This window comes from Thioalkalivibrio thiocyanoxidans ARh2, assembly GCF_000385215.1.
GTDB lineage: Bacteria > Pseudomonadota > Gammaproteobacteria > Ectothiorhodospirales > Ectothiorhodospiraceae > Thioalkalivibrio > Thioalkalivibrio thiocyanoxidans.
Window position 1 is genome coordinate 83,271 of record NZ_ARQK01000057.1, and the last position, 12,816, is coordinate 96,086.

The window sequence follows — 12,816 nt, forward strand, 5'->3', positions numbered from 1 at the left end:
GCCGCACCACCTGATTGGTCAGGATCGTCAGTAGTCCAGCGTCGAGTCGATCACTTCCCACATCACGTTGCCGTGCACCACCTCGTAGCCGAGCAGGACCTGGCCGTGGGCCTCGTCACCCTCGAAGTTCGCCAGCACCCAGCGATGGTTCAGCACGTGGATGCCGTCGGGCCGGAACGCAAAGCCCTCGTCGCCCTCGGCCTCGTGCGGGATCAGCTCCGGGTGCTCCATCAGGTCATCGCGCAGGCGCTCCTCGGCACGCGCCATGCCGCGGCGCTGCAGGTCCTGGATATGCGCGTTGGTCAGGCCCAGCTCGACCGGGCGCGGGATCTCGTGCCGCGTGTACTCCTGCAGCTGCACCTGGGTCTCATACAGCTCGCGCTGCGCCTCGGTCACATCCTGCTCCAGCCCGGTGGCGCGGGCAATGTAGATGGCGAGGATGATGACGAAAAACAGCATGAAGCCCAGCCAGGCCAGGCGTTCGCTGTTTTTCAGGCCACCCTGATTCTTGTTGTCCTGCTCTTCGCTCACGGGTCTCCTCCCGGAAATGGGGCGTACGGCATGGCCGCCGTGCCCGCGTGACGGAACACCCGGGCACTGTGGGCCCAAAGGTGCAAAATCCAAACGTCGCGCATCATAACGCCTGAAGCCGCGATCTGCCGAGGTATCGATGTCCCGCGCCGAAGCCCCAGCGCCTAGCGCCCCCGAACTGCAATGGGTGAATCGCTTTGCCAGTCTGCCGGAGGCCTTTTATGACCGTCCGGCGCCGGCCCCGTTCCCGGACGCCACATGTCTGGCGACCAGCCCCGCGATGTGCCGGCGCCTGGGACTGGCCGAGACCGACCTGGCCAGCCAGCCCTGGCTGGGGGCCTGTACCGACGGACACCCGATGGAAGGCCCCGACCCGCTCGCCAGCGTCTATGCCGGGCACCAGTTCGGTGTCTATGTCCCGCAGCTGGGGGACGGGCGCGCGAAGCTCCTGGGCGAGGTCAAAACCGCCTCCGGCGAACACTGGGAACTGCAGGTAAAGGGTGCCGGGCGCACCCGCTATTCGCGCGGCGCCGATGGCCGCGCGGTACTGCGCTCCTCGATCCGTGAGTACCTGATCTCCGAGGCGATGGCCGCGCTGGGCGTGCCGACCACGCGCGCGGTGGCCCTGTACGGCTCCAGCCTGCAGGTGCTGCGCGAGCGCGTGGAGCCGGGGGCGATCGTGCTGCGCGCGGCACCCAGCTTCCTGCGCTTCGGGCACTTCGAGTACTTCCACTACAGCGGCTACAGCGAACGTCTGCGCGAACTGATCGACTATGCGCTGGCGCACGATTATCCCGAGCTGGCGGACGCCGACGACCCGGTGGCCGCGATGCTCGAACAGGTCATCGCGAACACCGCCGAGATGATCGCCGACTGGCAGGCCGTCGGGTTTTGCCACGGGGTGATGAATACCGACAACATGAGCCTGCTGGGGCTGACCATCGACTATGGCCCGTTCGCGTTCCTGGACGCCTACGATCCGGGCTACATCTGCAACCACACCGACCAGGGCGGCCGCTACGCCTTCGACCAGCAGCCGGCGATCGCCCAGTGGAACCTGATCCGTCTGGCCGAAACCCTGGTGATCCATTTCCAGGACGCCACCCGCGAGGCCGCGATCGAGCGGGCCAAGGCACTGCTGGTGGACTTCATGCCCCGGTTCGAGCAGGCCTGGCTGGCGCGCATGCGCGCGAAGCTGGGGCTGGTGGAGGAACGCGAAGGAGACCTTGAGCTGAGCCAGGACCTGCTGGCGCGCATGGCTGCGGAGGGCGTCGACTACACGCGCTTCTTCCGCCAGCTGCCGGATCTGGAACAATCCGAGATCCGCGAACAGCTCGAGGCCGAACTGGAGGACACGGCTGCCTGGCACGCGTGGTGGTCGCGCTATCAGTCGCGCCTGCAGGTGGAGGCCCGCCCGTTCGCGGCGCGCCGGGCAGCGATGAACGCGGTCAACCCCAAGTACATCCTGCGCAACCACCTGGCGCAGGCCGCGATCGAGCAGGCCGAGGCGGGCGATACCTCCGAGCTGGTACGGCTGCAGGCCATCCTCGCGCGTCCGTACGACGAGCAGCCCGAGTTCGAGGCCTACGCGGACCTGCCGCCCGCCTGGGCCGCCGGCATCCAGCTGAGCTGCTCCTCCTGATGATCCGCTGCCTGGTCAGTTGACCGCGCCCTCCGGGGGCAGCTTTTCCTTCATGGCGTCGGACAGCGGGACGTCGTGCACCACCAGCACCGGCAGGCGCGCGTTGCGCACCAGCCACTCGGTCGCGGACCCGGAGAGCATACTGGCGATCTGGCTGCGACCGCGGGTGCCCATCACGATCATGTCCGCACCCCATTCCTCGGCATGGCGGGAGATCTCCTCCGGTGCGCTGCCGATGGCCACGGCGACCTCGTCGTCCGCCTCGGCCCATGCCTCGAGCTGTGCGCGGACCTTGTCTTCCGCCGAGTGGCGCATGTCCTTCGCGTTCAGCGGCGAGGTGCCGGCGCCACTGAAGGCGCCGGCCGCGCTGGGCCCGGCCACGTCCGAGGGCTTCATCACGTAGAGCAGGCGCTTCTTCGCCCCCGGGCAGTGCTGCCGGGCGACGGCCAGGGCCGCGGCGGAGGCAGGAGAGAAGTCGACGGCGATGATGACGCGCTGCAGCATGGGGATCCTCGGGCTGGTCGTGGGAAGGGCCTCGGCGAGACCCCACAGGGGGCGCGCGGTTCAGCGTCGTGGTGCGAGGTGCTAGACTTCGCCCCCTTTCGGCGGTTTCAGTCTGTACTGGCACCAGACCGCTTGCAACCGCGCCCGCCAGGGGTGTCACACGGGCGAGTTTCCCCCGGCACCTGTTCGCTCACCCGTCAGTCCGGCCCCCGGTCGATAGAGCGGCGCGCATCCGTATGGGGGATTCCCACGTGCAGCAGACCCTACAAGACTTCCTGGCCCGCCAGCGCAAAGTCTGGTTCTTCAACGTCCGCGCTGACCTGATCGCCGGGATCGTGGTCGCGCTGGCGCTGATCCCGGAGGCGATCGCGTTCTCCATCATCGCCGGGGTGGACCCGAGCGTGGGCCTGTACGCCTCGTTCACCATGGCGGTGGTAATCGCCTTCGCTGGCGGACGCCCCGGCATGATCTCGGCCGCGACCGGGGCCATGGCGCTGCTGATGGTGACGCTGGTGGCGGAACATGGGCTGCAGTACCTGCTGGCCGCGACCATCCTGACCGGGATCATCCAGCTCCTGTTCGCCTGGGCCAAGCTCGCGCGCTACATGATGTTCATCCCGCGCACGGTGCTGGTCGGCTTCGTCAACGCGCTGGCGATCCTGATCTTCCTGTCCCAGGTGCCCTACCTGGTGGATGGCGACACCACCATGTGGGCGCTGGTCACCGCCGGGCTGCTCATCCTCTACGGCCTGCCGATGATCCCGGGCTACCCGAAGCTGCTGCCGCCGCCGCTGGTCGCGATCGTGGTGCTCAGCGTCCTGGTCTACTTCATGGGCCTGCCGACGCTGGAGGTCGGCGACATGGGCGAACTGCCGGACGGCCTGCCGGTGTTCCTGTTCCCGGACATCCCGCTGAACTGGGAGACCCTGCAGATCATCTTCCCGACCGCCTTCGCGCTGGCGATCGTCGGCCTGCTGGAGTCGCTGCTGACCGCCTCCATCCTCGACGACCTGACCGACACCCCGTCGGGCAAGAACCGCGAGGCCCAGGGCCAGGGCATCGCCAACATCGTCACCGGCTGCTTCGGCGGCATGGCGGGCTGCGCGATGATTGGCCAGTCGGTGATCAACATCAAGTCCGGGGGGCTGGGGCGGTTGTCCACGCTGTCGGCGGGGATCTTCCTGCTGATCTTCATCGTGTTCCTCGGCGACCTGGTGTCGATGATCCCGATGGCCGCGCTGGTGGCGGTGATGATCATGGTCTCCATCGCCACCTTCGACTGGGGCTCGCTGACCACCCTGCACAAGCTGCCGCGCACCGATGCCACTGTGCTGATCGTGACCGTCGGCACCACCGTGATCACCCACGACCTGTCGCTGGGCGTGTTCGCCGGCGTGCTGCTCTCCGCGATCTTCTTCGCGCGCAAGATGGTCAAGGCGGTCGAGGTCACCAGTGCCTTGTCCGAGGACGGCCGGACGCGCATCTACACCGTGCGCGGCCAGCTGTTCTTCGTCGCCGTGGACAAGTTCATCGACAGCTTCGACTACCGCGAGGGTATCCATCACATCGAGATCGACCTGACGCGCGCCTCGCTGTGGGACAGCTCGGCGGTGGCCGCCATCGACAAGGTGGTCGGCAAGTTCCGCCGCAACGGCATGGAGGTCGAGGTGAAGGCTCCGCGCGGTGAAAGCGGTGAACTGCACGACAAGCTCGCGCAACACGACAAGGGCGCCGACCTGGGACCGGGCGGGCACTAGCGCCGCCACCGTCATTGCGAGGAGTGCAGCGACGAAGCAACCTCCCTCCGAAACCCTCGGACCCCGACACTGCGCAAGCTTCAGGAGGTTGCCGCGGCCCCTGCGGGGCCTCGCAATGACGGTGCCCGTGGCGGCGCCGGGGGATGGGAGAGATTGGACCTCTTGTCCAGGCATGGCAGGCTAGGCGGATGATGAACCTTCGCCGGCCGGCAGCCCCGGCCGACCCCCGGGCCGAGCAGGAACGGATTCGGCGTGCGCTGTTCTGGCCCATGCTGGGGGCTGCCATCCTGATCGTGATCCATGCCCTGCACGACCTGCTGGGCGGGGACTGGTCGCATTTGGGCATCCTGCCGCGCGACGCGGTGGGGACACTGGGCATCATCACCTCGCCGCTGATCCACGGCTCCTGGGGTCACCTGCTCGCCAATGTGCCGACCCTCTGGGTGCTCGGCATGCTGACGCTCTACGGTTTCCCGAGGGCCACACGCGTTGCGGTCCCGCTGATCTGGCTGATGGGCGGACTAGGCGTCTGGCTGTTCGGCCGCGAGGGCCTGCACATCGGCGCCTCGGGCCTGACCCACGGGCTGATGTTCTTCGCCGTGGTGATCGGGATTCGCCGGCGCGATGCAATGTCCATTGCCGTCGCCATCATCATCCTGTTCCTCTACGGCAGCATGATCTGGGGCGTCTTCCCGAGCGCGCCCGGGGTATCGTACGAGGCACACCTGTTCGGGGCCGTGGCGGGCGCGGTCTGTGGCTGGTTCCTGTACCGCCGCGACCCGTTCCCGGTGTACCGGCGGCACGACTGGGAGGACGACGACCCCACCGACCCTGAGACGCTGCGCAAGATCGAACAGGGGCGGCTCGACGAGATCGAGCCGAAGGAACCGCCGGAGGGGCCTGGGCGGCGCGATTAGCCGGACACCCTTTCTGGATGCCGTTCGTCGCGCTCGGTGCATCCCGCGACGTAGCGGCGACGGCGCTTCGTCGCACCGTCATTGCGAGGAGGCGAAGCCGACGTGGCAATCTCCGAACTCTGGCAACGCGGTGCTTCCGGAGCGAGATTGCTTCGTCGGCTTCGCCTCCTCGCAATGACGGGGGCAGGGTCCGGCGTGGTGGGGCGCGCTAGCGCCCGAAGGTCATGCGCATGCCGGCCATCAGGGTCAGGCCCGGGGCCGGTTCGAAGTAGCGACGGTTGCCGTCGTTGATGCGGATGTTGTCGACGTTGTCCGCATCCAGCAGGTTGTTCGCGGCCACGAAGGCCTCGACATGGGCGTTGCCATCCTGCCAGTGGCGGCCCGCGCGCAGGTTCAGCGTGGTCTGGCCGCCCACGCGTTCGTCGTTGGCGTCGTTCACGTAGCGCGCGCCTGTGTACAGCGCATCGACGGTGACAAAGTAAGGGCCCTGGCGCCAGTCGGCCTCCACGAACAACTGCTCGCGCGGCAGCCCGGGCAGGCGGTTACCATCGCGCCGCTCACCCCGCTGGTCCACGAAATCCCGATAGCGGAAGTCGTTCAGGCTGAGCGCGCTGGACAGCGTCCACTGCTCGGTTGCGGACCAGTCGACCGCCAGTTCGAAGCCGTTGCGCGCGGTTCGGCCGGCGTTGGTGTAGAACGTGCGACCGTCCACGTTGGGCTCTTCGAACGGGGCGATCTCGTCGCGCACGCGGGTCGCGTAGACCGAGGCATCCCAGGCCAGGCGACCGGTCTCGCGGCGGATCCCGACCTCGATGCTGCGTGCCCGTTGAGGGTCGAGATGGGCGTTGAATCCGCCCCCGCCCTCGGGGTTCGCGAACTCGGTGAAGGTCGGCGTCTCGAAGTTGGTGGCCACGTTTACGTACGCTCGGTATTCGGGCCGGAAGTGCCAGATCAGCCCCGCCATCGCGCTGGTCTCGCGGAAGGTCCGCGCATCCGAGCGGTCCGGTTCGCCTACCCTTTCGGAGAAATGGTCATCGATGGACATGCGGATACGGTCGTGGCGCGCGCCGAGCACCATGTTCCAGTCCGACCCCAGCGCGGTGTCGGTCTGCACGAACACCCCACGCGAGCGGGCGCGTTCGCGCTGATCCAGCGCGAGATCGGTCAGAGCATCTTCGGGTTCTGCCGAACATTCGCGGGCGTCAGGTGCACGGTCAAACAACTGGCCAGCGGAACAGCGCCGGGTGCGGTCGTCGCGCTGTTCTTCCAGGTCGATTCCGGTCAGCACCCGGGTCGGCCCGATATCCTGCTCGTACTGGGCGTTGAGCCCGTAAAAGTCGCGATCAAAGGCCACCCGCGAGTCGCCGGGAAATGGCAGTTGCTGCGCGTAGTCGCGCTGGGTCCAGAACCCGCCGAGGCGCAGCTCGCCGGGGCCGAGCGACTGCTCCCACTGCAGCCCCGTCGTCAGCTGCTCGGCCTCCTGGGTGCTGTCGAGGGCCGTGGCCAGGGGTGCGGCGGCACGCCGGTTCTGGCGCATCTCCTCGCGCGTGAGCCCGCCAGGGTCGTCGGTGCGCGGGGCATCGAGGTAGCGCAGGTGGAAGTTCAGCGTACCCGCCTCCAGTTCCGAGGCGGTGTGCAGGCGCAGGTAGCGCTTCTCGGCGGTGGACTGGTCGCGGTAGCCGTCGATGGCGAAGTCGTGGGCGGTCAGGGAGTAGCGATGGGCCCCGAGATCCTGTTCGGCGATGGCCTCGGCGCGGCGATAGCCGTAGCTGCCCAGCATGACCCCGCCGCCAAAGCCGCGCTGGTCGCGGCCGTCGCGGGTGCGCGCCGAGATCACGCCGCCGGAGGCATTGCCGTATAGCGCCGCGCTGGGCCCGCGCAGGACCTCGACGTCGCGCAGGTTCAGCAGGTCGATCGCGTCCACCTGCGACTGGCCGTCCGGGGTGGTCTCGGGGATGCCATCCTGCAGGATGCGCAGCCCGCGCACCCCGAACGGTGCGCGCGAGCCGAAGCCGCGGATGGAGATGCGCGCGTCCTGCGCGAAGTTGTAGCGGTTCTGGGCGAACAGCCCCGGAACGCGATTCAGCGACTCGTCCAGCTGCAGGCCCTGGCGTCCCTCGGTGGCCTGGCGCTCGTCCACCCGCGATACCGCCGCCGGCAGGTCCGCCAGCGGGGTGGCCAGCCTGGGCGCGGTCACCGTGATCTCGACCGGGTCGAGCACGGGTACGTCGTCCTCGGCGATGGCCGTTGGAGCGGCCAGGCCCAGCACCGGCAGGGACAGCGGCAGCAGAGCGACCGGTCCCCTGAGGCTCCGGGTCTGCCCGTCTGCCGGTCGCCTGTGCATCGCGCGTTAGTCCCGGACGATCAGCTGCTCGGTCAGGACCTCGCCATGATCGAGGAAGGCGTCGTACAGCGCCCGGCTGCGTTCCGCCAGCGCCTCGTCGTCGCCCCAGGACCCTGGGCGGTCGAAGGCCTCGCCCGTACGGTAGCCATTGGCCACGGCCATCATGAAGGCCGCGACGGACCGGGTGGTCACGGTCGGGTCGGCCACCGACCCGTCTTCGTAGGCCAGGCGAGTGGGGACGATGGCAGAATCGAGCTGGTATTCGAGTGCGCCCTTGAACAGACGGTCGATTGCGGCACCCATTTCTTCTTCCAGCTCCGGCGCCCGCTCGCTCAGCAGCTTTGCGGTCCCCTCGCGTTCGCGCAGCAGGGAAAAGCCGCCAGTGACCTGGTGGACGAACCGCCATTGCGCGGCGACGTCGACGTGGTCGGAGGCCGCACGGGCCTCGCCGTCCTCGAACGCGATGCGTGCGGGCAGGCCCCAGTCGCGGATCGGCCCGTCTTCGGCCACGATGGCGCGGGTGATGGATGCAGTGCGGTCCGCCAGGGTCTCGGCGCGTGCCTGGTCGTCTGCATCCCCGAACAGGTAGAGCGTCTCGTAGACACCCTTGAGGCCACGCAGCAGCGCCCCGACCTGATCCACCGACCATTCGGCGCCCTGGTCGCGGACAAACATCCCGGCATCGTCGTCCCAGGCCGCGTCGGCGGTATCCGCCATGGCCCGGGCGATCTCGACCATGTCGTCGCGCGAGTGGCCCAGCCAGCCCGCGAGGGTCTGGAGCTCCAGTTGGCCCATGTCGTCCTCGCCACCCGGCTTGTGCTGGCGCACCCAGGCGTATGCGGGGCCGTGCAGGGCGTCGAGGCCGAAGGCGAGGGCATCGGTGTCCGAGTCGTTGGCCGCTGCCACCTCGCCGTCGGCGTAGCGCTCGTTGACCAGGTGGTCCGCCAGCGCCGACATCAGCGGGGCGGGGTTGTGGGTGACCTGGTCGTACAGGCCCAGGTGCTCGAAGCGACCCCCGCTGTGATGCATATGGTAGAGATACGCGGCATCGGCATAGGCGGCGGGATCGGCCTCGTCGTCGCGGCCGGCCTGGGCGCGCATGCGCCCTTCATCCACCAGCTTGCCGTGCACCGTATCCAGCAGGCCGAGCCAGGTCTCGCCGATCTGCCGCATCGGGTCATCGGCCAGTTCGGGGCGGTAGTCGTCGTGCCCCAGCTCGCTGTCGCGCATCAGGCGGCCCTTGACCGTCAGAGCCCCCAGCGTCATGAACGCATCATCGGCCGGCATCCCGTCGGCATGCACGAGCACACGGTCCTGACTATCGAGCCCGTGGGCGATCCCGAGCGGCGAGGCCTGTGCGAGCATGGGCCCCAAGAGCGAAAACGCGGCTGCTGCCGCGATTGCGGACTGCTTCATCATGGACTCCCTGGTTCGTTCGTAGGTTTTGGGCCCGGAAGGCCCTGTTTCACCTGGCCGAGCACATTGGGCCACGGTTCACTTCTTCTGTCTTGCCCGGGCGATCCCCCAACAAGGCGAGCGTTCCCTAAAAGTCGTAGCGGATGCCGGCGGCGATCACCTGGCCACCCGAGGCGCCTGCGGGGAAGGTCTCGGCCCCGGCGCGGCGTTCGGTGATCGCCGCGGTTTCCTCCTCGGAGTAGTACTCGGCAAACAGCTTCAGATTGTCGGTCCAGAGGTAGTCGTAACCGAGATGGGCAATGGTCTCGCCATAGTGGTCGACCTGCGCCAGCATGCCCTTGAACACATGGGGTCCCCAGCGGTAGCTGGCGAACACGTTGAAGGCCTCGGAGCCATCCTGGCCGAAGGCCTGCTCGTCGATGTCACTGGAAAATCGTTCGTACTTGGCCGCGAGATACAGGTCGCCCATCACATGGGAAATGGAAGCTCCGTAGAGACGCAGGTCCTTTTCACCTCGCTGATCGTCGACACCGACCGCGACGGTGGTATCGCCCACGGCGTACTGGGCGACGGCCTGATAGTGGTCATCGGGCGTTCCGTCCACTCGCAATGCGCCCCGGTTGCGGCTGTAGGAACCGGCAAACGTAAACCCGCCCAATTCGGGAGTGTAGTACGACACGGTATCGCCCAGCCGAAAGGATGTGAACGTCGCAAAGCCGCTGTAGTACGTACTGAACATGTCCAGCGGGGATGCGATCGCGTTGTAGTACGGCATCCACTGCTGGCCGTAGGCGACCCGACCGAAGTCCCCGCGCAGCCCTATCTGCGCGACACGGACGTCCGCGTCCTGGTCCCAGGGGTCCTGCACCTTCCCGTTGGCGGTGTCGATCGGGAGCTCTACCTGTCCGAAGAGGTCGATCCAGTCATTAAGGGCCCAGTCCATATGGACGCCCAGGCGCGAGTAGGCATCCCGCACTCCCCAGTAGGCATCCAATCCATCCTCGGACTCGTCCCGGTTGTCCGGCCGCACATACTCACCCTGTGTTCGCAGCGAGCCATAGAAGTCGAACTGGGGGGCACTGTTCGCCCCCTGGTCCGCGTGGATGGCCCCCGTGCCGGCAACCGTGGCGATCGCAACCGCGGCCGACAGGGCCGCCTTGCCCCAAGCAGGGTGCTGGTCCATTCGAACCCTCCTCTTGAATCGAAAATGAAGCGTCACAGCGGGGTCGGCGTCCAGACCCCAAACGGGGGAACCCCCGGGAGTTGCTCTTGAAGAGGGGACGCCAATGAGGGGGCTTCAGTTCCTCTCGGTAGACAGGGTTTTCGTCCGGACGCCCGACACGCGAAGTTGCAAGCACGTTATTTTTGTACAAAACTATATGATCATTGCCATACCGAGCCCATTTGAAATGTCAGCCGTTTCCGCCCAGAGCCAACCCGACCGCACGCCCATGGAGACAGAACCGGATCTTTCGCGTTCCGTGATTCGTCAGTTGCGCGTGATCATCCGTGCCCTGCAGGGGCATTCGCGGGCGGTCGAGCGTGCCTGCGGGATCAGCGCCTCGCAGTTGTGGGCCCTGTGGGAACTGCAGCGCACGCCCGGGCTGAACGTCAGCGATCTTTCGCGGCGGCTGTCGGTGCATGCCTCGACCACCTCGAACCTGCTGGACAAGCTGGAGTACAGCGGGCTGGTCGAGCGCCGCCGGCCCGAGAAGGACCAGCGCATCGTGCGGCTGTATGTCACGGCCAAGGGCGAAGAGCTTCTGGCCAATGCGCCGGCGGCCCCCCAGGGCGAGCTGAACCGAGCCCTGCAGGCCCTCCCGCCCGAGCGCCTGGCGGAGCTGGACGGGGGGCTCACCCTCCTGGTCGAGGCCATGAATACCACCGAGCCTCGTGCTGGCCTGCAGCCGTTCGAGGTGAAAACCTGAGCGGCGTGACCGCCGGGAAACGCGCCATGCGCCCTATCCTGCCTGCCAGCCTCCTGCTCCTCCTTCTGCTGCCGCTGGCTGCTCTCGCCGAACCTCGCTTTGACGATCCGCCCACGGATTCGCGCGATGGCGGCTTCACCCTGGAATGGAACGCCGAGGGGGCCGTCGAACTCGAACGGGCAAGCGGACCGGACTTCGATGACGCCCGCGTGATCTATCGTGGCGGAGATACCAGCAGCGTGATCAGCGGCCTGCCGGATGGCGAGTACCGGTTCCGTCTGCGAGCCGAGGGTGCGGACGACTGGGCCGACGAGGCCCGTGTTGAAGTGGCGCACCACAGCCTGGCCCGAGCGTTTGGTTTCTTTGCGCTGGGAGGCGCCGTCTTCCTGGTCCTGATCGTCGCCATCCTGCGCGGCCGACCGCGCGACTGAATTCACCTGCCCCGTCCGTCGATCCGCGTGCACCGCGACCGGGGCCGGTGGCCCCACCGGAGAACACGATGCACGAGCTCAAGATCAACATGCAGCGCCTTCAGCAGGACATCAACGAACTGGGGCAGATCGGTCGCGATGCCGATCGGGGGCTGCACCGCCGTGCCTTCAGCGAGGGTGATCGCGCCGGACGCGAGTGGTTTCGCAGCCGGCTCGAGGCCGCAGGACTGGATGTCTGGCAGGACGGTGCCGCCAACCTTCATGGCCGGCTCGACTACGACGGCAAGCGCCCGGTGGTTGCCATGGGTTCGCATCTCGATACCGTCCCCGGCGGAGGCCCACTGGATGGTGCCCTAGGCGTACTGATCGGGCTGGAGGTGCTGCGCACGGCCAAGGAACACGAAGTCGACCTGCAGTATCCCCTGGAGGTCATCGACTTCACCGACGAGGAGGGCCGCTTCGGCGGCATGTTCGGCTCGCAGGCGATGGCCGGCAAGCTGACCCCTGAAAGCATCAGTCATGCCCGGGATCTCGAGGGCATCACGCTGGTCGAGGCGATGGCGGACTGGGGGCTTGATGCCGACGATGCACTGAACGCCCGTCGTGATCCGCACACCCTGCATGCCTTCATCGAGACCCATATCGAGCAGGGCCCGGTGCTGGATCGCCGCGGCCTGAGCGTGGGGGTGGTCGAGGCCATTACCGGCCTGTTCAAGTGGGAGGTGCGCCTGAAGGGGCAACCGAATCATGCGGGCACCACGCCCATGGACATGCGTATTGATGCCTTCCAGGGGCTGGCCGAGTTTGGCGGCGAGATCAATCGCCTGCTGGAGGAGCACGGCAGCCCGAACTCGCGCGCCACCATTGGCCGCGTGGAGCTTTCGCCGGGTGCGGCGAATACGGTCCCGGGTGCGGCAACGTTCTCCTTCGAGGTGCGCGACACTGACGAGAAGGTGCTGACCGCACTGGCCCACGCGGCCCGGCGTACCTTGTCGAGTCTCGCGCGCCGCCGCGATCTGATGTTCGAGTTCGACGTGCTCTCCGAGATCGACCCGGTGCGCTGCGATCCAGGGGTCGTGCAGACCATCGAGACGACAGCGGAGCGCATGGGCCTGGAATACCTGACCATGCCGAGCGGGGCTGCGCACGACACGCAGAGCATGAGCGCGATCACGCGCACGGGCATGATTTTTGTGCCGAGCCTGCAGGGTCGTAGCCATTCCGCGGCGGAATGGACAAACTGGGAGGACATCGAGACCGGCGCCAACCTGACACTGCAAAGCGTCCTGGCCCTGGCCGCCCGTTCGTGACCGTCTACCATCACCGCGATCCAAGGACAGCCCGGT

The 12,816-nt window shown here is 67.4% G+C and carries 11 protein-coding genes; 6 read left to right on the plus strand and 5 right to left on the minus strand.

What is annotated here, in order from left to right:
• Positions 1-27: 27 nt before the first annotated feature.
• Entirely contained in the window at positions 28-531 is a 504-nt protein-coding gene (locus G372_RS0110415; RefSeq protein WP_018863302.1) for a hypothetical protein, read from the minus strand.
• Positions 532-670: 139 nt separating this feature from the next.
• Between G372_RS0110415 and G372_RS0110420 the strand changes: the two genes are divergently transcribed.
• Positions 671-2,173 carry a protein adenylyltransferase SelO gene (locus G372_RS0110420; protein WP_026340339.1) on the plus strand — a complete coding sequence of 501 codons (1,503 nt, stop codon included), beginning with the start codon at positions 671-673 and terminating at the stop codon, positions 2,171-2,173.
• 15 nt (positions 2,174-2,188) lie between these two features.
• Here G372_RS0110420 and G372_RS0110425 read toward each other — a convergent pair whose 3' ends face one another.
• Positions 2,189-2,677 (minus strand): universal stress protein, encoded by a 489-nt coding sequence (locus G372_RS0110425; RefSeq protein ID WP_018863300.1) that lies wholly within the window; start codon positions 2,675-2,677, stop codon positions 2,189-2,191.
• 251 nt (positions 2,678-2,928) lie between these two features.
• Here G372_RS0110425 and G372_RS0110430 point away from each other — a divergent pair, with 251 nt between their 5' ends.
• Both G372_RS0110430 and G372_RS0110435 read left to right on the plus strand, forming a co-directional pair.
• On the plus strand, positions 2,929-4,434 hold the full coding sequence (locus G372_RS0110430) for a SulP family inorganic anion transporter (RefSeq protein WP_026340338.1): 1,506 nt from the start codon (positions 2,929-2,931) through the stop codon (positions 4,432-4,434).
• A 188-nt stretch (positions 4,435-4,622) separates the two neighbouring features.
• Positions 4,623-5,351, plus strand: coding sequence for a rhomboid family intramembrane serine protease (locus tag G372_RS0110435; protein ID WP_019623860.1), 729 nt, complete (start codon positions 4,623-4,625; stop codon positions 5,349-5,351).
• Positions 5,352-5,559: 208 nt separating this feature from the next.
• On the opposite strand, the gene G372_RS0110440 is transcribed toward G372_RS0110435, so the two are convergent.
• The 3 genes from G372_RS0110440 to G372_RS0110450 all read right to left on the minus strand — a co-directional run bounded on the left by G372_RS0110440 (position 5,560) and on the right by G372_RS0110450 (position 10,294).
• Positions 5,560-7,695 (minus strand): TonB-dependent receptor family protein, encoded by a 2,136-nt coding sequence (locus tag G372_RS0110440; RefSeq protein WP_425274047.1) that lies wholly within the window; start codon positions 7,693-7,695, stop codon positions 5,560-5,562.
• Between the two features lie 6 nt (positions 7,696-7,701).
• Positions 7,702-9,114 (minus strand): hypothetical protein, encoded by a 1,413-nt coding sequence (locus G372_RS0110445; RefSeq protein ID WP_019623858.1) that lies wholly within the window; start codon positions 9,112-9,114, stop codon positions 7,702-7,704.
• A gap of 124 nt (positions 9,115-9,238) precedes the next feature.
• The gene (locus G372_RS0110450; RefSeq protein ID WP_019623857.1) at positions 9,239-10,294 is read right to left on the minus strand and encodes a porin; all 1,056 of its coding nucleotides are present in this window, start codon (positions 10,292-10,294) and stop codon (positions 9,239-9,241) included.
• Positions 10,295-10,520: 226 nt separating this feature from the next.
• Here G372_RS0110450 and G372_RS0110455 point away from each other — a divergent pair, with 226 nt between their 5' ends.
• The 3 genes from G372_RS0110455 to G372_RS0110465 all read left to right on the plus strand — a co-directional run bounded on the left by G372_RS0110455 (position 10,521) and on the right by G372_RS0110465 (position 12,780).
• Positions 10,521-11,039, plus strand: coding sequence for a MarR family winged helix-turn-helix transcriptional regulator (locus G372_RS0110455; protein ID WP_038070478.1), 519 nt, complete (start codon positions 10,521-10,523; stop codon positions 11,037-11,039).
• 26 nt (positions 11,040-11,065) lie between these two features.
• On the plus strand, positions 11,066-11,470 hold the full coding sequence (locus tag G372_RS0110460) for a fibronectin type III domain-containing protein (RefSeq protein ID WP_019623855.1): 405 nt from the start codon (positions 11,066-11,068) through the stop codon (positions 11,468-11,470).
• A 68-nt stretch (positions 11,471-11,538) separates the two neighbouring features.
• Complete coding sequence (locus tag G372_RS0110465; protein ID WP_019623854.1) at positions 11,539-12,780, plus strand: Zn-dependent hydrolase; 1,242 nt, start codon at positions 11,539-11,541, stop codon at positions 12,778-12,780.
• The last annotated feature ends 36 nt before the right edge of the window (positions 12,781-12,816 follow it).